Annotated in this window: 12 protein-coding genes and 8 pseudogenes; 9 read left to right on the top strand and 11 right to left on the bottom strand. The window is 39.0% G+C overall.

Going from position 1 to position 21137, the window contains the following annotated elements; genetic code table 11:
* Window positions 1–11 precede the first annotated feature (11 nt).
* The gene (lldR, locus tag PYW33_RS15740; RefSeq protein ID WP_004647808.1) at window positions 12–755 is read left to right on the top strand and encodes a transcriptional regulator LldR; all 744 of its coding nucleotides are present in this window, start codon (window positions 12–14) and stop codon (window positions 753–755) included.
* Between the two features lie 3 nt (window positions 756–758).
* Entirely contained in the window at window positions 759–1904 is a 1146-nt protein-coding gene (gene lldD, locus PYW33_RS15735; protein ID WP_004282143.1) for an FMN-dependent L-lactate dehydrogenase LldD, read from the top strand.
* 354 nt (window positions 1905–2258) lie between these two features.
* On the opposite strand, the gene PYW33_RS15730 is transcribed toward lldD, so the two are convergent.
* The 3 genes and pseudogenes from PYW33_RS15730 to PYW33_RS15720 all read right to left on the bottom strand — a co-directional run bounded on the left by PYW33_RS15730 (window position 2259) and on the right by PYW33_RS15720 (window position 3166).
* Window positions 2259–2495, bottom strand: coding sequence for a VF530 family protein (locus tag PYW33_RS15730; protein WP_004647809.1), 237 nt, complete (start codon window positions 2493–2495; stop codon window positions 2259–2261).
* A gap of 115 nt (window positions 2496–2610) precedes the next feature.
* A pseudogene (locus tag PYW33_RS15725) lies at window positions 2611–2799 on the bottom strand (type II toxin-antitoxin system HipA family toxin); the annotation flags it as partial.
* A gap of 64 nt (window positions 2800–2863) precedes the next feature.
* Window positions 2864–3166, bottom strand: a complete 303-nt coding sequence (locus PYW33_RS15720) for a helix-turn-helix transcriptional regulator (RefSeq protein WP_002058191.1) — start codon at window positions 3164–3166, stop codon at window positions 2864–2866.
* A gap of 198 nt (window positions 3167–3364) precedes the next feature.
* Here PYW33_RS15720 and PYW33_RS15715 point away from each other — a divergent pair, with 198 nt between their 5' ends.
* From PYW33_RS15715 to PYW33_RS15705, 3 genes and pseudogenes are all read left to right on the top strand, one after another.
* A complete protein-coding gene (locus PYW33_RS15715) occupies window positions 3365–4456 on the top strand; it encodes an ATP-binding protein (RefSeq protein ID WP_002058158.1) in 1092 nt (363 codons plus the stop codon).
* A 103-nt stretch (window positions 4457–4559) separates the two neighbouring features.
* Window positions 4560–5522: pseudogene (locus PYW33_RS15710) on the top strand (IS481 family transposase).
* Window positions 5523–5785: 263 nt separating this feature from the next.
* The gene (locus PYW33_RS15705; RefSeq protein ID WP_004647811.1) at window positions 5786–9133 is read left to right on the top strand and encodes a DEAD/DEAH box helicase; all 3348 of its coding nucleotides are present in this window, start codon (window positions 5786–5788) and stop codon (window positions 9131–9133) included.
* 17 nt (window positions 9134–9150) lie between these two features.
* Here PYW33_RS15705 and PYW33_RS15700 read toward each other — a convergent pair whose 3' ends face one another.
* The 6 genes and pseudogenes from PYW33_RS15700 to PYW33_RS15675 all read right to left on the bottom strand — a co-directional run bounded on the left by PYW33_RS15700 (window position 9151) and on the right by PYW33_RS15675 (window position 16195).
* Window positions 9151–10440, bottom strand: a complete 1290-nt coding sequence (locus tag PYW33_RS15700; protein WP_004647812.1) for a type II toxin-antitoxin system HipA family toxin — start codon at window positions 10438–10440, stop codon at window positions 9151–9153.
* On the bottom strand, window positions 10437–10745 hold the full coding sequence (locus PYW33_RS15695) for a helix-turn-helix transcriptional regulator (RefSeq protein ID WP_001005874.1): 309 nt from the start codon (window positions 10743–10745) through the stop codon (window positions 10437–10439). Before PYW33_RS15695 ends, PYW33_RS15700 begins: the two co-directional genes overlap by 4 nt.
* A 286-nt stretch (window positions 10746–11031) precedes the next feature.
* Window positions 11032–13392, bottom strand: a complete 2361-nt coding sequence (locus PYW33_RS15690; RefSeq protein WP_001060549.1) for a TOTE conflict system archaeo-eukaryotic primase domain-containing protein — start codon at window positions 13390–13392, stop codon at window positions 11032–11034.
* 123 nt (window positions 13393–13515) lie between these two features.
* The gene (locus tag PYW33_RS15685) at window positions 13516–13878 is read right to left on the bottom strand and encodes an antitoxin Xre/MbcA/ParS toxin-binding domain-containing protein (RefSeq protein WP_004647815.1); all 363 of its coding nucleotides are present in this window, start codon (window positions 13876–13878) and stop codon (window positions 13516–13518) included.
* A gap of 130 nt (window positions 13879–14008) precedes the next feature.
* A pseudogene (locus PYW33_RS15680) lies at window positions 14009–15466 on the bottom strand (site-specific integrase); the annotation flags it as partial.
* A gap of 27 nt (window positions 15467–15493) precedes the next feature.
* Window positions 15494–16195, bottom strand: a complete 702-nt coding sequence (locus tag PYW33_RS15675; protein WP_004282341.1) for an IS1 family transposase — start codon at window positions 16193–16195, stop codon at window positions 15494–15496.
* A 231-nt stretch (window positions 16196–16426) separates the two neighbouring features.
* On the opposite strand from PYW33_RS15675, the pseudogene PYW33_RS15670 reads away from it, so the two are divergent.
* Both PYW33_RS15670 and PYW33_RS15665 read left to right on the top strand, forming a co-directional pair.
* Window positions 16427–16582, top strand: a pseudogene (locus PYW33_RS15670) (IS982 family transposase); the annotation flags it as partial.
* Between the two features lie 108 nt (window positions 16583–16690).
* Window positions 16691–18463, top strand: a complete 1773-nt coding sequence (locus PYW33_RS15665; RefSeq protein ID WP_004647817.1) for an alkaline phosphatase D family protein — start codon at window positions 16691–16693, stop codon at window positions 18461–18463.
* Window positions 18464–18507: 44 nt separating this feature from the next.
* Here PYW33_RS15665 and PYW33_RS16910 read toward each other — a convergent pair.
* Window positions 18508–18720 (bottom strand): annotated as a pseudogene (locus PYW33_RS16910) (hypothetical protein); the annotation flags it as partial.
* Window positions 18721–18790: 70 nt separating this feature from the next.
* Here PYW33_RS16910 and PYW33_RS16965 point away from each other — a divergent pair.
* A pseudogene (locus PYW33_RS16965) lies at window positions 18791–18880 on the top strand (IS982 family transposase); the annotation flags it as partial.
* A 16-nt stretch (window positions 18881–18896) separates the two neighbouring features.
* Here the strand turns inward: PYW33_RS16965 and PYW33_RS15660 are convergent.
* A pseudogene (locus tag PYW33_RS15660) lies at window positions 18897–19676 on the bottom strand (polyphosphate kinase); the annotation flags it as partial.
* Window positions 19677–20006: 330 nt separating this feature from the next.
* Here PYW33_RS15660 and fruB point away from each other — a divergent pair.
* A pseudogene (fruB, locus tag PYW33_RS16960) lies at window positions 20007–21135 on the top strand (fused PTS fructose transporter subunit IIA/HPr protein); the annotation flags it as partial.
* Between the last annotated feature and the right edge of the window lie 2 nt (window positions 21136–21137).

Genomic DNA, 21137 nt, shown 5'->3' with positions numbered 1-21137 from the left:
CAAGGAAAAAAATGAAAGTCTCCGACAAAGTGGTACAGCGTTTACGTCTATTGATTGAAAAAAATAATGTGCAAGTCGGAGAGCGATTGCCTGCTGAACGCCAACTCTGTGAACAGTTAGGTGTGTCTCGTAGCTCTTTACGTGAGGCGATTCAACAACTGATTACCGCAGGGATTATTCAGAGCAAAGCGGGTGCAGGCACCTATTTAAAGCAGTTGCCTGCACATTGGTCACAGTATCAAATCGTTGAGCCATTATCCGGTTTGATGGATCAGGATCCTGAATATCGTTTTGATGTACAAGAAGCTCGTATGGTGCTTGAAGGTGGTACAGCATGGTATGCCGCACAACGTGCCACACCCAGTGATTTGATCAATATTCGTCAATGTTTTGAGCAGATTAGCCATTTTCAGGCTTTAGGTGATGATGCCCACGCAGCAATAGCGGATGCGAAGTTTCATCTGGCGATTGCAGAAGCATCCCACAATCTAGTGCTGATCCAAATGATGCGTAGTTTGTTTGATTTATTGCAAGACAACGTGATGTTAGGGCGACGTAAAGTTTACACCACACCACAACATTTTGAACAATTGCATGACCAGCATTTTGAGGTGATGGACGCAATTGAACGTCAAGACTCAGAGACTGCACGTAAGGCAGCTTGTGGGCATATTGAATTTGTTGTTCAACGCGTACGTATGATCGATGAAGAAGAAGCTCGTCGTCAACGTTCGAGTCGATTAAATAGGACATAAGTTATGATTATTTCTTCTGCAAATGACTATCGTGAAGCTGCGAAACGTCGTTTACCGCCATTTTTATTTGAATACATCGATGGTGGTGCCTATGCGGAATATACTTTAAAGCGTAATGTAGACGATTTATCAAAAATCGCTTTACGTCAACGTGTGTTAAATGACATGTCTGAGCTGAGCTTAGAAACGCAATTGTTTGGTGAAAATTTGGCGTTGCCAGTGGCATTGTCACCTGTAGGTCTAACGGGTATGTATGCGCGTCGTGGTGAAGTTCAAGCCGCGGTTGCCGCAGATAAAAAGGGCATTCCATTTACCTTATCAACAGTTTCAGTTTGTCCAATTGAAGAAGTGGCACCTGCGATTCAACGTCCGATGTGGTTTCAACTGTATGTACTACGTGACCGTGGTTTTATGAAAAATGCCTTGGAACGTGCTAAAGCCGCAGGCTGTTCTACCTTAGTATTCACAGTCGATATGCCTGTTCCAGGTGCGCGTTATCGTGATGCACATTCAGGAATGAGTGGTAAAAATGCTGCAATACGTCGTTATATGCAATCGTGTATGCACCCACACTGGGCTTGGAATGTCGGTTTATTGGGTCGTCCGCATGATTTGGGTAACATTTCGAAATATTTAGGTAAGCCGACAGGTCTGGAAGATTATATCGGTTGGCTGGGAAATAACTTTGACCCTTCAATTTCTTGGAAAGATCTTGAGTGGATTCGTGATTATTGGGAGGGTCCCATGGTTATTAAGGGGATTTTAGATCCTGAGGATGCCAAGGATGCGGTACGTTTCGGAGCAGATGGAATTGTGGTCTCCAATCACGGTGGTCGTCAGCTTGATGGTGTTTTGTCTTCTGCTCGTGCGCTTCCTTCAATTGCAAGTGCGGTCAAAGGTGACATCAAAATTTTAGCAGATTCAGGGATTCGTAACGGTCTTGATGTGGTACGTATGTTGGCTATGGGTGCAGATATTTGTATGCTTGGTCGTGCATTTGTATACGCACTTGGTGCTGCCGGCGGTTCTGGGGTAAGTAATTTACTAGATTTGATTGAGAAAGAAATGCGTGTGGCAATGACATTGACTGGTGCAAGAACCATTGCAGATATTACATCGGATTGCCTGGTCAAACTAGAGAAAGAGTAAGCGATTTAATTACTCACATTACTAAGGCTTTGCCAACTTTCCTTTGGAAAAAGAGATTCTTATCTAAATAATTTGGGTAAACAAAGCTTCCTTTTGAAAAAAACCAACCTTGGCAAGAGTCACCGACATAAAATACACTAAATAACATAATTGGTATTTTAATAAACTCTATATATAACAGTTATATAGAGTTTTTATTTTGTGTGGTGTAATTTAAGGTAGGGTGGGGTACTTTGATTTTTGGTCACTAATTTATTGTGATAATCAACAATAATAACCAACATACACATGCTTAATCTAAAGGTGTTTTACTGACTGGTATAATTTTATAATGAGAGGGGGTGTTGCCTGGGGCTACGGTTTCTGTTTTGCCTTTTGGCGTAAGACGTACAAATATAAGCTTTCTACTTTTTCACGTGCCCATGGTGTGGTACGCAAGAATCGCAATGATGATTTAACACTTGGGTCTATGCAAAAACATCTAATTTCAATTTTACGACTTAAACCTTCAAAGCCACCGTAGTAATCCAATAATTCATCCAAAATGTCAGCAAGTTTTTTGCCGTGTAAAGGGTCATTGGAGTTGTTCATAATAGATCAATCGTATTTTGGGTGGCCATTATTATAACCTGGGCTAGTTGGAAAACTAGAGAGTTGGAATGTAAGTAATGATGGACTGAATAGCCACCAAAATTCTGGAGCACACCCAGCCATCGGGTGATGCATCATATATATGACTTGGTAATCCCATTTGCTGTGTAGGAAAGTTTTTTCTTAATGGGTCACCTTTTAATGGAAGTAGGTAAGAGGAAAGCTCTAAACCTTTACGGATCGCTTCAGCACTGTATTCAAAGGCAATTAATGGTCGACCTGTGATTGCTGTTGAGGAGACCAGTGTACCCTAAAGCCAATATTCACCCCATCCATTGTAGTAAACATTAAGTTTTTTGAGCATGGATTTATTTCCTTTTGATACGTTGGCGAGCCGTATTGCTCTCATAGCGAAGAATATCATCTACACTGTTTAAATTAGGTTTGAAGAGTTCCTCTAATTCTTGTAATCGGCCTAGGACCATGGCAACGCGTACTAAATTTTCAAATGAAACATTTCGACCTGCTTCCAGATTGGATACTGTATTCACACCAATACCAGCACGTGCAGCAACATCTGCCTGAGTCATTTCCAGATAAAGTCGTTCTTTACGAAGCCTCTCACATAATAATCCAACAACTTCTTCAGGTTTTCTGAATTTTAAATCCATAATATCGGGTCTTATGTCCATATATGTCTATTAAACCACAAAATAATGGAGTTATAAAATAAACAGTTGATCGGTAAGAAGGTGCTTTATTGGCCTGATTAGATCCTATTAGATTAAAGAAATCTAATTAGACATTTACAATCTAATGGAATCTAATACAATCTATGGTAATAAATAAATCATTGCCGAGTAATTAAAATGATGACCATCTCCAATGACCCTTGGCACTTTCCACGTACCGAACTGGCGAAACAAATTTTAGGCATGTTTGAGACTGGACTAGCTAGTTCTCTGACTTTTTTTGCCCCACGCCGGATGGGAAAAACTGAATTTTTACGAAAAGATATTACGCCCCTAGCAGAACAGCTTGGATGGCGCGTTTTTTATTTCAGTTTTTTAGATGCAGGCCTGCATAGTGAAGGGCAGTTTGTAAAAGCTCTTGATGAGTTTTCAAAACAAAATGGCTTAATGGGGAAAGCCACACATTGGATTAAAAATATTGGTTCTTTAAGTACAGAGGTGGCAGGGGTAAAAGCTGAAGTGACACTTCTACAAGGACAAGTGAATTCCAGTATTTTGTCTAGCATTACTAAACTGGCTCAGCAGGGGAAACCTATTTTACTGTTACTTGATGAGATTCAGGCTTTAGCTAGTTCAAAATATAAAACCACGATTGCCAGTTTACGTACCGCTTTAGATATGCATAAAGAAACAATAAAGGTAGTTTTTACTGGTTCAAGTCGAGAAGGCCTGAGACAAATGTTTTCTGTGAGTAGTGCTCCCTTTTTTCATTATGGACAGAATTTACCTTTTCCAAATCTAACAAAAGCATTTACAGATCATCTGGCAGATGTATTTAATCAGACAACAGGACGTAGTTTGAATAAAGAAATTTTATGGCACGCTTTTTTAGATATGAAGCAAAGTCCTCAACTAGCAAGATCATTAGTGGAGCGTTTAGCCTTAAACCCAATGCTGGCTATAGATTTTGCCAAGGAACAGCTTATAGCCGATACAATGGGGCATCGTGACTTTTCGGGATTATGGGGAGAGTTTAAGTTATTAGAACAGCTAATTTTAAAAGCCATAGCGGAATCACAAGTTGAACTTTATAGTAGTCAATTTAGACAACATCTGGCTGATTCCATTGGTGTAGATAACATTGCGGTATCAAGTATTCAATCGGCCCTACGTTCTTTATCAAAAAAACAAATTATTTTTAAACCAGAAAATGGTACTTATGAAATCGAGGATGCTCTTTTTAAAGAATGGATTATGGATGAAGCATAATTTTGAAAACTCATTTGGATAAAAATTAACCGTACTGAGTTTGTCGGAGAATTTTTATTTAAGTATTTTATTCATAGACATTATTTCAATATAATGGGTGTCTATGAACAGAGAAATTCAACAAAGACTCGTATGAGTTAAATTATTTGAAGAGACTAATGATGCTGGCCTAGTTTGTCGGAGATGTGGCATTTCTAGACCAACGTTACGCAAGTGGTGGAAACGATATTCTGAGCAAGGTATTGATGGATTAAGTAGCCAGAGTAGACGTCCCTTAAAATCGCCAAATACTAAAATCAATGCTGAGCTAGAAGCCTTAATATTAGAAATGCGCTCAGCTAGAAATTTTGGTGCTCGACGTTTGCAAACAGAATTGATGAGGCTGCACGGAGTCTCGTTGTCCTTAGCGACTATCCATAAAGTACTATCCACCCATCAAGTCAAACCGATTAAAAAATTCCGTCGTAAAGCAGATTTCATTCGTTATGAACGCCCATTACCAGGCGATAGAATTCAAATGGATACCTGTAAACTGGGTCCAGGACTATATCAGTACACATCTATCGATGACTGCACACGATATCGCGTTTTAAGGATATATAAACGCCGAACAGCAGCGAATACTCTCGACTTTTTAGACTGCGTAATTGAAGAAATGCCTTTTCCCATACAGCGAATACAGACCGATCGTGGGCGGGAATTCTTTGCTGAAAAAGTACAGAAAAAAATGATGCAGCATGGAATCAAATTTAGGCCAAATAAACCAGGTTCACCTCATCTGAATGGCAAGGTAGAGCGTTCACAAAAAACTGATAAATCTGAGTTCTACGCTACTGTAGATATCGATTCTGAGGATATCCAAGACAAGCTAGCCGAATGGCAGCATTACTATAACTGGATGAGACCACATTCGGCTTTGAAAGGTAAAACACCGATGGAAAGGTACTTTGAATTATGTGAAGAAACTCCTTTCTTAGATGAAGTCCAGAAGCAATACGACCCCTCAAATGAACGGATTCAACATGCCAATTACAAGATGGATCTAGAGATCGCTAAATTGAAATGATCTCTATGAATCACACATAGAAACAATGCTAAAACTTTTGACCCCATTTGGTTTAAAATTAACTGTTGTGAAGAAATGATCACTTTCTATCAGGATATTTTCGATCTCAATGAACTGTTTAACTTCTCGAATTTGATTGTCTTTATTCACAATATTCCTATTGAGTGAGTCGAATCTGTGCTCAGGTTGAGCAGTTCGGCTACTGTTCTGAAATGACAGCTTTGTCCGTTATAATTGTATAAACATTTTGGTGTCTGGTAATTATGTCCTCATTGATCAATTTTCTATCTCACTTTAGTAATCCAACTCTTCATCGCAGTCTGAGCTATGCTAAACACATTGATAGGGAAACGATTGAGTTCTTTGAGGAAAATGATGATGTCACGATGTATGCTCAAATTGAAGGGACAGATTATTACGATACCGCGATTACCTATAATCTTAAAAAAGACCGTTTAATCGATGATGACTGCACTTGTCCAGTTGGATATAACTGTAAACATGCTGCTGCTTTAGCGCGGTTATTCTTTCAAGAATATCGTCAGGAATTTCAACAGCGTTATGCTGAATCTCAATCTCCGCAGGGAATCGCAAAACGCCGATGGGGGGATGATCAGGCGCAGCGCTGGTTGAATGATTTTAAACGGTATTTGCAACAGACTGAACCAGAGCAATCTGTCAAAACAAACAATTATTTAATTTACCTGCTAGATCAGTCGGTCAGCTTAAAGAAATTGACAGTTGATGTTCAGAAAGCCAGACGCAATAAGAACGGCTCAATTGCAGGGGAAAGTTATTATACCCAATATGAAAATATCACCAGAAAGCATCTGACTTTACCTGAACAAAAACGACAATTATTTAACCAGATTTATTATTACGCCAAAATAAACAGCGACGAACGCTTTTATCAAAGCAATCTTGATATCTCAAGCATTTTATTGGAGCATTTCAAATCTTTTATTCAAAGTGGCGATGTGTACTGGAAAAAAAAGAGCCATACTGCACTTCAATGGTCAGAACAAGGCTATCACATCGAACTGATCTGGCAACAAGGTGTAAACAAACAGACAGAGCATTTAAACATTGAATTGGTCAATGGTGATATTCGACTCGATTTAAAATCAAATCCTCATATTCAGATTCTCGCGAGCCATCCACCATGTTATGTGGATATTCAACAGAACACGGTGGGCCAGTTATATGGTGAATATACGGCAAATCTTCTGTACCATTTTTTACAGATGCCTGATCTTCCAGCTAAGCTCTTGCCAGAGTTTGAGAAACTGACTCATCAATATTCAGATGTGAAAAATCTGCCTCAACCCGAGTTTATTCAGCATATTGATGTCTTTGAGGGTAGTCCCCAGCCAATTTTACGCTTCGGTGTTTCAGATAAATTTGATTGGAAATGGGAAGAGTCTGTTTGTGCTGAAATTGAATTCTCCTATGCAGGTGGGCGAATTAAAGCAGGTACATCAGGTGACAGTTTTATTGGTGAACAGCATGGCAAAATGGTGCGACAGCTTCGGGACTTAGTTCAGGAACAACAGTCAATCCAGCGTTTACAGCTATTGGTCGAATCACTGAAGTGGGTGAAAGATCTTAGTTATGACCAGCAATTAAAACTGGATAAACAACGTCTTGATTCTATGGTTTTTGCTTTCTATGGAGACTGGATCAAACAGCTCATGCCCATCAATCAAATTGAGTTGATGGGCTGGCAGATAGAGCATCTGGAAAACAGCCCCTTTAACCTGCAATATGTCGAAAATTTAAATATTTCTATCACTGAATCTGAAGGTCAGCAGGACTGGTTCAATATCGGGGCGACGGTTCAAGACAGTGCAGGTAATTCTTATAATTTGCTTGATGCGCTCGTAGCTTTGGTGCGAGTAAATCCTGATTTACTTGATCCACGGATTTTTAGTCATCTGCATGACAGTCAAATTTTCACCGTGAAAACTGCAGTTGATCAACCTGATTTGGCTCTATCCGCTAGGGATATTAAGCCGGTATTGTTACATCTGCAGAGCATTTTACAGCAAGAAGAGCGTAGTATTGATCGCTATGATGCGAGTCAATTATTAGAATTGCAGCATAATCTTGGGATGACATGGCAGGTCAGTGATCGCCTGCAGCAATTTGTACAGAAATTCAAACAAGGCTATCAGCAACAACTGCCGACACCACAAGGTTTTCAGGGGGAGTTGCGTCCATACCAGCAGCAGGGCTTAGGCTGGTTACAGTTTTTAAGGGAAACCCAGCATGGCGGGATTCTGGCAGATGATATGGGCTTGGGGAAAACAGCACAAACTTTAGCCCATTTACTCATGGAAAAGCAGGCTGGATATTTGCAGGACAGTCCCGCCTTAATTGTTGCACCCACATCGCTGATGCATAACTGGTTCAAAGAAGCGGAGAAATTTACCCCTGAGCTCAAGGTATTGCTGCTACAGGGGCCCGACCGCCATCAGAATTTTGAGCAGATTCCGCACTATGATATTGTGTTAACCACCTATCCGCTTCTAGCGAGAGATGAAGAACAACTAAAGCAATATGAATATCATCAACTCATTTTGGATGAGGCGCAGAATATCAAAAATCCGCGTGCCAAAGCTGCACAGGTAGTACGCCAATTAAAAGCACGACATCGTTTGTGTCTAACAGGTACCCCGATGGAAAATCATTTGGGTGAACTGTGGGCACTATTTTATTTCCTGATGCCAGGATTTTTATATTCACAAGAAATTTTTAATAAAAAGTACCGTCATCCGATTGAAAAACGCGGTGATCAGCAGTTAAGGCAAAAGCTGGTCAACCGGATTAAGCCCTTCATTTTACGTCGCTTGAAAACTGACGTAGCCAAAGAATTGCCAGAAAAAACTACGATTGAAGTCAATATTGATATGAATGACCAGCAATCCAAGTTATATGAGGCTGTTCGTGCCACGATGCAGGAAAATATTCAGAAAATTGTGGCAGAAAAAGGCTTTAAACGTAGTCAAATTCAAATTTTAGATGCCTTACTGAAGCTACGTCAGGTGTGCTGCCATCCTAGCTTACTAAAGCTGGATTCAGTGAAAACCGGGCAGGCACACTCTGCCAAACTTGAACAGTTGATGGATATGGTCGTTCCAATGGTGGAGGAGGGGCGAAAAATTCTGATCTTCTCTCAGTTTACCTCAATGTTGGAACTGATTGAGCAACAGCTCCATCACGCAGAAATTGGCTATGTGAAGCTGACTGGAAAGACCAAAAAGCGAGATGAAGTCATTACAGCATTTCAGTCTGGACAAGTGCCAGTATTTTTAATCAGTCTGAAAGCAGGAGGGGTCGGTCTGAATCTAACTGCCGCAGATACGGTCATTCACTATGATCCATGGTGGAACCCTGCTGCTGAAGATCAAGCTTCAGATCGTGCATGGCGGATTGGACAGGACAAGCCAGTATTTGTGTATAAGCTGATTACCAATAAAAGCATAGAAGAAAAAATTCTTGCCTTACAGCAAAATAAAGCAGAACTGGCACAGTCTATTCTAAGTACCGATCATGAGGGCGAAGCGAAACTGACGGAAAATGACGTGATGAACTTGTTTGAGAAAATTTAGTTTGGTTTCAGATTACCCTAATCATCTGTAAGTATCTGAAAGTCTGGATGCAATTTTTTCCAATGTTCTCTTAATTTTTCTTTATGAACAGAAATCATAGGTAAGTCTAGTAATAGCACTGGCCATACTGACCGTGCTTTGTCCATGATCGCGTGAAGTTGTTTTTCAATAACACGCCATGGAACACCGACTTTTTCAGCCCATTGTTCAAAGTGTTTCATCTCAGCTAAATACCAATCTTTATTTTTGGCAAGATTTAATGCGAAATGACGCTCATTTTCAATATATACACTGGTCATTAATATATCGTATGCGGGAGATAATCTGGGTGCACTTTTATCATGATAAATCATACTCCAGTTTTTTAAGTGCGCATCTCCATTGGCGAGCAAAATATTGACGAGTAAGCGGCTGGCAAATTGCTGAATATCAAGAATTTTGTTATCTGAAAATTGATAAATGATCTTTCCTATCTGCTCATAATTTGTGGTGCTGTATTTCTGATGTGGATATGCGCCGAAGATCTGAGCAAAGTCTTCGATGTGAATAAGCTCTATAGTATCAGCAGTACTCTGTCTATCAAATCTTTTGATTGCGAAAGCATATTGCTCTTGGGGTAAATTTAATGGTGGCAGGTCTTGTAAGAGTGCCATATCCACCAAGCGAATCTCAGGGACATCTATGCCGACTGTTTTGGCAAGGCTCATCATAGAATATTCATTTAGTGGAACAAAACCATGTCTGGAAGAAGGAGTTTTGATAATCCAATCCCCTAATAGACTGGATTCTATTGCCTGTGCTAATGTAAAACGCCCATCTTTGGCTTTCATGGAAAACTTCATTTGGACGCCAGCCAAGGAAAACTTATTATCTGTTCGAATCTCTTGCTTTAAAATCTGATCTGGATTCGAGATCTGCAGTTTGAATTTTATTTCATCTGGAATTTCTTCTGGATCTAATGGGGTCGCAATGAGTGCTCCAGGTAAGTCATGACCTAAAGCTGCCAATAACTGAAATTCATTGTCTATATGTACTTTAAGGCTTTGTGCAATGAGTTCGCGTAATGCGCCTTCTGGTAGCAAGTTTGATAGCAAGGGGTGTAAGCGCTGATGTGTAACATAGGTCTTTTCTAAAATCTTATCTGCTTGAGGATACAAGGGGGAAGTCAGCAAGCTCAAGGTCTGGCGTTGCTGATCAAATCGGAAAGAATCCGTAAAAACCAGAATATTTTTTCCGCTCTGAAATCCTGCCAAGTATCCAACGACAGCGTGATGTAATGTTAATTTCAGGACGGCAACAGTATTCATGGTTCCTCTCCTCCGAGAAGACCCTTCCATGGGTTAGTCATTAAGTCATCCTGATCTTCAATAGTGACTTTAATTTCATCATTCAATAATTGTCTAATCAAATGAACCTTATCATCAGGGATGAGCATCAGTTGAGCATTTAATCCTGCCGCGATAATTTCTAAGGTCTCTAATCGAGGGTTGCCCTGACTTTCCAGCTTTTGGTATTGCTGTCTTGAAATGCCTGTACGGGATTGCATATCAACTTGCTTTAAGCCCAATTGGGTTCGTCTTTTTTTGATTTGCTGAAGTAAAGACTCATTCATTGTAGACACATTTATTGCTTTTTAGTGTTATAAGAAACATATTAGTTTCTTTTTTCTTGAAAAGCAATTTATAATTTTATCATTTCGATCTGCAAAACAGCCTTAGCTACGTAGTGATCTGAAATGACTCTGAAAATACAGTTAAAATTTGCATTCGGACCCGCATCCTTTGTGATGGCCAGTTATTTTGATGCCAAGGAGACCCACACATTTAGAATTTTAAAAGCGGCTTTACGTTTAATTATCTTATGGATTGAAAATTGGGGTAGTGTCAATAGATCTAAAATTATAAAACGATATTATTGTGTGATTGTTCTACAATATAGCCTAGAGCTTTATAACTTTTACTCCTTCTCTGAAACATTTTGACAAATATCGGATGGTTAACATCAACATAATCATATACCTGAACTTCAAATTTACCTTCATTTGATCTATGAATACGCCCAACATATTGAGCCAAAGTGCCTTTCCATGAAATCGGGAATGCCAAGAACAAGGTATCTAAACGAGGAAGATCAAAACCTTCACCAATGTATTTTCCCGTGGCAATCACAACATGAGCATCATCTAAATTTTGTTTTTCTTTTATGTTTTTTGTATGGCTCATACCTCCCTGTAAAATAGATGTTTTATACCCTAAATCATTCAACTTATTTCTAAGATTTTCGGCATGTTTTCTACGTTCAGTTAAAATTAACGGGATCTGACCATTTTGAATACAATGAGAGACATCTTTAATAATGGCATTATTACGTTCTGTATCTTCAGTAAGATGTTGCATCAGCTTTGAAATATGTGGTTTATTTTCGGTACCAAAGAAAATTTCTGGGAATTCACCTTCATAATTTACTTTTATTAATAATTTTTTAAGCTGGGTGTGATTGTTGGATTTCGCTTTGTATACAATAGAACCAGCTTGCATGAAAATAATGGGTTGATGCCCATCTTGACGTTCTGGTGTAGCAGTTAACCCGAGAATGTAGTAGGGACTGACTTCACTGAGAAGAAATTCATAGCTTGGTGCGGATAAATGGTGGCATTCATCTACGATAATTTGTCCGTAATTAAAGGCGATAGGTTTGATTGAATTATTTACACGGTTGATTAGACTTTGATATGTTGCAATGTCAATTTGATTAGATGGTTTGGCTTTTCCACCTTGTATTGTACCAATTTCGACATCGGCTAAAAATGAATGTAATCGTTCTTTCCATTGAGAAACAAGTTCTTTGTTATGAACAATAATGAGTGTATTTGTTTGGCGTTTGGCAATGATAGAGATTGCAGTAACAGTTTTTCCAAAAGCCGTTGGTGCATGTAGAACTCCAACATCGTGTTCAAGGATTTTTTTACATGCCATTTCCTGTTCAGAGGATAATTCGGTAAGTAGATTTATATTGACTAATATGTTGCCTTTAGTACGTTGATCTTTTAGTTTTATTTTAGTATCTTGTTGATTAAGCAAGTGAATTATATCTGTTAGGCATCCTCGTGGTAAACTGAGATATTGTCCTTCAAGGCGGGCACAGCATATGTGTCTTGGAATTCCTGTCGTTGAAAAACGCATTGCTTGTGCTTTAAAAAAACGAGGGTTGGAGAAAGTGGCTAATCTTTTTAATTGAGCTATCAATTGAGAGGGTAATGTCTGAATTGGAATGTGAATCATATTTGCGAATACCAATTCAATAGCGTCTGGACATCCCGCGATCTTTTGATTTTTTTTAGGAATATTTTTTACCCATGGAGCCTCATGGTCAACATCTGTTTGATTCTGTTCGATGAAATTGTAGCCTAGTTCATTCACAATATTATTAACTTCAGAAGAACTCATTAATTCAGTTTGTTGTAAAACAGTCCATGGGTCAGTAAAGGCATTAAAGTTACTGTCAATAAAGGTACTATTTCCTAGCGCTCTTGCGTGCTTTTGTAAGGGTAATGCTATTAAATTTCCAAATCCGCCTGCTGGCATGTGATCTTGATTTGGAAACATACGATCATAAGATTCAAAATCTAGAGCTGGATAAAGTTCCATGGCCTTATCTAGAATACCTGCACCCATTAAGCGAGCTTGCTTAGCTGCAATTGGTTCAGAGAAAAATATCCAAACATGTGCGCCATTACCTGAACGAGAGCGCTCAACCAAAAATGGTATATTTAAAGATAAGCACGCTTCAGAAAATGCAGTTACACAATTTTTCCAATCTGATTTATCAAAATCTACTGCGAGTAACCTACATTGATCTGTTGCTAATAGTGGGTAAATGCCTATAACTTTCTGTCCAGTTAAATGAGAATAAAGAACTTCTTGTGTGATGGGTAATAGTTGACGGCTTTTACAGTCTGAACATTTAATTTGAGGTTTGTAACAAATGCCATGTTTCCACTCATTTGCACAAGCAACAGAATAACCAGATTTTCCACTGCTATTTTCCCAACGATAAGCAAAGGTATCAGTTCGTCCAATAAACCTTTGAGAAAATAATAAAAGTCTTTCTTCTGCTGATAAATAATTCTTATTTTTTTCTTCAAGCGATATAAGTTTTTCTTTTTCTTGATAAAGGCTTTGATATTCATTTTGTAATAATGTGATTTGGTCTAAAATTTGCTGTAATCTAACTGCAATTTCTTTTAACTTATTATTCACTGATTTTTCCTAAAACACAGCTATTACTGTCCTAATATCAAATCTTAAATTAAAGAATTACAATATAATAAATCAATTAATTTTCAAAATATTATACAAAATTATTTATATGCATTAATTTCTTTAAAGTTTTGCTCGAAGACCCTCTAGCAATTGTAAAACAGAGAACAATCCCTGAGCATTTTGAATCTGTTCTACCGGAATGCCATTAGTTAATTTATTTGATGACTTCATGAAATGCTGCATCCAGGTAGTATCTCCACCCGCCAGAGCATCTAGTGATGTGGTAATACGGATTAAAGTGAGGGCGATTTCTCCCTGTTTTGAAGTGGGATCTAATTCAAGAGAGGTTAAAGTTTTCACCGAATCTATACTGAGTATTAAGGCTAGTTGATCCTGTGCAAGACCAAGTCGTTCAGCAGCAGCTAAAACTGCCTTAGCTAATATCATTTTCTGTTTTGCAGTTTTTTCTGATGTTGTATGCATGACCGATCCCTGTTTCAGACGCTGCTAATTCATAGAGTTTATACTATTTAATTATCGTTGATCAGACACTCAATTTTTACTAAAGATATATTAAGTTTGGCTTTAGATAAGGAAGCAACGGTTAAATTATTTAACCGCATGTAGTGATTTTTAGAGCTTCAACTTGCAGTTCAAGAGATCGAGGTCTGCCAATACAGGCTAGATGTAAGCAAAATTTAAATGCAGCAAGAGCATGACCATCTTTTACTGAATAGAGTTGTAGACGAGGAAACTCTTCCTGAGTTGATGGATGTTTATCTGTTGATGCTTTTGCTAATTTGAAAAGTTGAGGCTGTTGTTTAGTATCTAACTTTGTTTGCAAATCCTGTCCAAATAAGTGCCAAAATTTGGCAGGAAATAAAGCCTTAACCTGGGAGTAAAAATGTTCGAGTTGATCGATATCCTTCCAGCGATAATGGATACCGGTATGTGATGCGGTCACTCGATTTAAAAATATATTCAGGACGTATGCAATTTGTGCTGGATTTTTACGAGCTATTTTCTGTAGATGTTCAAAAAAATATGTCACTGCATAAAGCTCTTCAGCGCTATCGAGCATTGCTGGTTTTAAGTGGGTTGAGCTATCAATACTAAATAAACGGGGATTCCATTTTTTTGATTTAATGTCTGCTAAATTTAGGGCATTTTCATACCAATAATTGACAAGCTCTTCTGGTAAATACATTTTTTGAGATACAGCTTGAGGATCGTTGTGAATCTCTAATTGATTTAAGGTTTCATAAAAGCGTTGAAGTGAAATTTTAGAGCCTTCTGTGCCGGCGAAGAAAGCAAAAAAGTCATGGGGTTGATTTGTTTGTACTGAAAGTTCTTCAAGAATGTCAGTAGCATTACTCTGAAGCCAGTTTGTTTGATCATTCAATAATATAGTGGCTAGAACTGCCTGATTTTTCTCAAAATTAAAATTTTTTTCATCCTTTGTTATTTTCAAATTTTTATACGTTGCATTGTAGCCCATGATTTTTTTAGCCAGTTCATTTTGCATATCTGAATGATGTTTCAGTAGTTTTTGACCAGCAATGAGATAACTTAAGTGAATATAACTTTTGAAAGTTTCAACGGGTTCTATATGTCCTAAAAGATGTGCGATAACAAACCAATGGTTTTGTCCATGCTCATTTTGAAGAAGTTCAGCTCGTGTTTTTTGATACTCATCTGCACTATAGTCAGTTAGCTCTTGCACAAGTGGCGCATATTCACAGTTCAGTACAAGTGATAAATGATTCGCTGTCGTGTGACGAAAAGAGTGAAATGAATAATGATGTCCTTTAAACACCTGATTCATTATCAGTTTTAGGGGTACAGTGACAGTGTGTCGATTCAGTTTTTTATTTTCATTCAAGTTGCTGAATAAATATAAACTTTTCTTATTCTCTAAACGTTTTTCAACAACAAAATCGCTAAAAAATTGGTATTCATCGTCTTTAAGCAAAGCGTAGGCAGGCACAATCCGTTCCGCACTATCAGTTTTGAGCAGATGTTGATTTCCTTGTTTTTTTGAACCATAAGGTTGGACCCAGATAGAAAATTGGGTGGTGTTTCAAAAAGTATGCTGGCATTAAACGAATCCATTATTGATATAAAAGAACACTAAATCAAAGGCTTTGAAATGATTTTCAAGCTTTTTGGAGAAGTTGCAGCTTCTCCTAAAGCCTCGCCTGATTCGATGCCGTAATCGACAATTATTGCCTTCTATACCCACAGTGAAAAATTTACCAATCAACTGTTTGCATTCTTTAAAGGTCGTAACAAAGCTATCCCAATGGTCACTTGATATACATGTATAGCTTACACCTAACTGCTTCAATTTTAATTTAAGTCGTTTTGCAGTGGCTAAATCTCGGTTACCCCATACATAAGCAACAATTTCACCTGTTTCTCGATGATAGGCATAAATTAGCCATTGTTTATTTTGCTTATGACCAACAAAAGTCCAAAACTCATCTACTTCAAGGGTTTCATAATGACTTTGCTGTGCTCGAAGTTGATATTTTGATTGGCTAAGTGTCCGTAGAACTTTACCGATACTTACTCTTTCAATTTCTGCTATATCCCTGACACCACTGCCTCGCACCATGAGGTGTAATATTTTGGTTTTGATACCTGAGTGACAGCCTTGATAACTGAGAGCATGATCACCAATAAATTGACGTCTGCATATTTTACATTGGTAATTTTGCTTACCATCTACTTTTGTGCCATTTTTCTTTATACTGTCACTTAGGCAGGCTGGACACTTGATTTCTAGAGTTATTCGCATTTCTCTATTTTATCAAAATCCAACCTGCTTTTTTTCAGCATACTTTTTGAAACACCACCCTAATCTTTAATTATTGAGATTAGATTAAAGTACAAAGCGCATTTAAGGGCTAATAGCTTATGGAGTAATCACCCCAGGTTAATTAACCCGAATCGCGGATAAGAAATAAACTTGAAAAATAAGAGGACTAGAGCCATCAGTTGAGTTACCAAACCTAAAGCTTTAGCCCCGATGTTCAATAGTAACGAATTATTCTGCGTAATTGATGATTTCTTTCTGAAATTTGAAGCAACTTATTGGAAATTTTCTAAATAAAGTCATCAGTCTATAAGAATTCGAATAGCCCAACTCAGCCTCTCAGAAATTAGTTTTATCGTCATTTGGTATATTTAGGACTTGGAAAAATTAGGCTTCATAGAAATGTCATAATTTAGAGATATTAATGTCATCGAACTGGATTAAAAAAGAACAAAAAACCCACAATAGCAAGCTGTTATGACTAAAAAAATATCCAGACGTGAACTGCTTAAGACCTCCATTGCAGGCTTCGGTGCTTTGTCTTTACCCATATCTTTGACCGCTTGTGGCAGTGATGAGGATGCTTCAGATCAAGCTCAGGCACATCCTAAAGTCGCTTTTAAACATGGGGTGGCCAGTGGTGATCCCTTACAGGATCGGATAATTCTATGGACACGCTTAAGTCCGGAAGATGAAAACCTGCGTTATCAGGTGCAGTGGGAAATTGCTGCCGATCAGGATTTTCGCCAGATAATCAATACAGGACAAGTTGAAACCAGTCGGTCGCAAGATTTCACGGTTAAAGTCGATGCGGATCGTCTATCGGCAGGGCAAACTTATTTTTACCGTTTTAAGTGTGCATCGGTATATTCATCTGTCGGTCAAACCAAAACTTTAGCCACGCAAAGCAAGCTGGTGCAATTTGCCGTTTGTTCATGTTCCAATTATCCAGCCGGATATTTTCATATCTATCAGGAAATTGCCCAGCAAGACCTAGATGTGGTGATTCATTTAGGGGATTACATTTATGAGTACGGGATGGGTGGTTATGCGACTGAACAGGCTGCAGCATTAGGCCGAAGTCTGGCTGCAGATAATGCTGAGGAAATCATTAAACTGGAAGACTACCGCAAGCGTTATGCCTTGTATCGAACTGATGCGGACTTACAAGCAGCACATCAGCGTCATCCATTTATTGTGGTCTGGGATGATCATGAGCTGACCAATGATACCTGGGAGCAGGGTGCGGAAAATCATGATGTTTCAGAAGGTGATTTTTTTGCACGTAAGCTGGCTGCTTTGCAGGCCTATTTTGAATGGATGCCGATTCGTCCAGTGTCTGAAACAGATCATTTGAATATTTATCGCCAGTTTAATTTTGGTGATCTGGTTCAGCTGAATATGCTGGATACTCGTATTTTGGCGCGTAACAAGCAATTGCAATATGCTGACTATCTTACCGCGACAGGACTAGATGCCAATAAATTTCAGACAGATTTGCTCAATCCGACGCGTACCTTGTTAGGACATACACAACGTGAATGGATACTGAAACAACTCAGCCAATCGAATGCCGTCTGGAATGTGCTGGGTCAGCAGGTGCTGATGAGCAAGATGCTAATTCCGGCCGAAATTCTGGCTGTTTTGGGGCAGATCACCAGTGGTCAGGCCACTGCAGATGTGTTGCTACAAGTGCGTCAGATGCTGACAGAACTGGTAGGCCTAAAAATACGCTATCTGCAAAATGATCCAACTTTGACAAAGGCAGAATTAGCCAGAATACTGACTGTTGTGCCTTATAATCTTGATGCCTGGGATGGGTACGTCGTGGAGCGTGAGGTGATTTATACGGCTTGTAAACAGCTGAATAAAAAACTGATTGTACTTGCAGGAGATACCCATAATGCCTGGAACTCCACTTTGAGAGATCAAGCCGGCAGTACAGTCGGGGTAGAACTAGCGACCAGTTCAGTTTCATCACCGGGTATGGAGAAGTATTTGCAGATTCCCTTAGCCCAGTTACAGGAATTTGAAATGGCATTTACTACGCTAATTGATGAGCTGAATTATTGTAATTTGAATCAACGCGGATACTTGAGTGTTGCATTTACCCCGGATCAGGTACAGGCGAACTGGATTTTTATCGATAGCATCCAGAATCGTAGTTATCAGGTTGATCAAAGCCGTGTGTATCAGCTTCAATTAGATCATGAATTAAATGAAATCAAACCGTTAAAGCAAACTGCCTAAGCTGCTTAGAGTTTAAATATCCGGGCCAATGCCCGGATATTTTTTTATAACATTTCATCCCTATAGCTATCAATATCCAGATGTTTGATCGTATTTGCAATACTGATGCTCATATTTTAGTAGCCGCGTATATAATCCGGCAAAGTGAATTAATTGCTGTTTTAGTTCGGCATACCGAGGATCATGGCTTGAATAAAAACGTAATTTTAGTCGTAGCAGGCAGGTTTTTTATAAGCCCAAAAACAGATTTTATGTAATGGGAACAAAAATCATGGCAGCCAAGGCCCAAGGAATTAAGAGCTTGGCTTTGTCCCTGATTCCGCGGATTTTAATTTGGGGATTTACGCATTGTTATGTGCATATCAACTCACCCATCAAAATAAGCCAAAAATTCTAATTATAGAATCAGTGGCTTAAACAGGATTCGGGTTAATTAAGATGTATGGTTTAATAAGTGCTGTTGTGCGATATACATGGGCTTATCCAAACTTGGTGTACATTGAATCCATGTTCCATCTGCTTGAAGCTCCCATGCACGGCGGTTATCTTGAAGATAATTCATTAAGCCATCTTGCAGAATTTGTTTAGGAAGTTTTTTATCTTCGATTGGGAAACAGGTCTCGATGCGAGAGAATAAATTACGCCCCATCCAATCTGCACTGGCGCAATAAAGCTTGTTTTCGCCCTGATGGTAAAAATAATAAACCCGGGTATGTTCTAAAAAACGTCCCACAATTGAGCGGACTCGAATATTTTCAGAAAGCCCTTTCACTTGTGGGCGTAAGCAGCAAATTGAACGGACAATCAAATCGATTTGAACGCCCGCTTTAGATGCCCTATATAGGGCATCAATTAGTTGAGGTTCAGTTAAGGCATTTACTTTAATAATAATCTGCGCTTTTTTGCCTGCTTTGCTATTTTCAGTTTCAGTTTCGATGAGTTCAATCAATTGAGAATGCAGAGTAAATGGTGCATGAAAAAGTTTTTTCAATTTGACCATTTTCCCCATGCCTGTGAGCTCCTGAAAGACTTTATGGACATCTTCACAAATATCAGCATCACTGGTCAGTAGTCCATAATCAGTATAGATTTTGGCATTCATTGCATGATAGTTACCTGTGCCTAAATGAACATAACGTTTAATTTTGTCTATTTCACGACGCACGATCAGAATCATTTTGGCGTGGGTTTTATAGCCAACGATCCCATATACAGAATGAACCGTACCGGGTTTGTCGGAGACCAAACTTTCTGAGATGAGACGCATTGCTTCGCAAGACGTAGCGAAGCGTAGTGATCCGATGAAAAACCTAAATATACCCCTGAAATCAGAGATAGAGCGGTTCAATTAGAACTAAACCCAACTATCGCAACACTAGGCTTTGGAGAATCTCGTCGTTTCTTAATTGCGTCGTAATAATGATTATCAAGATAAAATCAAAATATACAGATTTTTGTGTAAATCCTGAGTAGAATTCGACTTTTATTTTTTCTCCAGTAAAAAGGCATAGCTTTTCACTATGCTATTTTGCAAGGACGCTTTATGCTCGCGCTAGATATACAACATATTCGAATGAAACAACACGCCACTGATAAAGCACAAGCGTTGCAATGTCTAGTCGATATCTTGGTCGAAGACCAATTGGTTACACCTGATTATATTCATGGGTTGACCGGGCGCGAACAACAAAGTGCAACGTATTTAGGACAAGGAATTGCCATTCCGCATGGGACGCCTCAGTCTCGCCAATCTATTTTAAAAACTGGGATTCGTCTGGCGCACTTTCCTGAAGGAGTTGTTTGGGACGGTGAAAATAAAATTTATTTAGCAGTAGTGATTGCTGCGAAATCAGATGAGCATTTGCAAGTCTTACAAATTTTGACGCGGGCTTTAATTAACGATGTCGCTGATCAAGTGAAACAGGCTCAATCTGCAGAGCAAATTATTGCATTATTACAAGCCCAACCCGCATCTTTGGCATTGCATGAAAATTTAATCGCCACTCAAGTTCCCGCACTTGATGTAGAAGATTTGATTTGGCAGGCAACACAGTTGCTGAAACAGCAAAAAATGGTGGAGTGTGGTTTTCTGTCGGGTTTAAACCTAAACAGCATGATTCATTTAGGGGAGGGAGTGTGGTCGATCACTTCTAACCAGCATGTTTTGAGCCCAGCTGTAAGTTTGGTAAAAGCGGAACAGGTTTTAAGCCATCAGCAGGAAATGCTCAAGACTTTGGTGTGTATTGCCAGTAATGAGCAACTGGATATGCAACGGTTTCAACGGTTAATGGATATTTTGTTTGATACTGAACAAGTTCATACCCTTAACCAAGAACAAGATAGTCACCAGTTGGCGCAGTTAATTGGTGCTGAACTGATTCCTGATTGGCCATCTCGTCGTATTGTCTTAGCTAACGCTCATGGTCTACATGCGCGTCCCGCGACACACTTGGTCAATATGACCAAGAAATTTGCAGGGGATATTCTCGTTGCTGTAGATGAGGGGGCTTACGTTTCGGCAAAAAGTTTAACCAAATTATTAGCCATGGGATGTCGTCGTGGTCAAACTCTGACTTTTATTGCACAACCTGATACTGATGCTGTAGCAGGCTTAGAACAGATTATTGATGCAGTTCAACAGGGCTTAGGAGAAGAGGTTGAAGCTGTTGATCTT

Origin of the sequence: Acinetobacter lwoffii, assembly GCF_029024105.1 — a bacterium.
GTDB lineage: Bacteria > Pseudomonadota > Gammaproteobacteria > Pseudomonadales > Moraxellaceae > Acinetobacter > Acinetobacter lwoffii.
The sequence above is the reverse complement of the archived record's forward strand: the minus strand, read 5'-3'. Positions and strand labels throughout refer to the sequence as shown.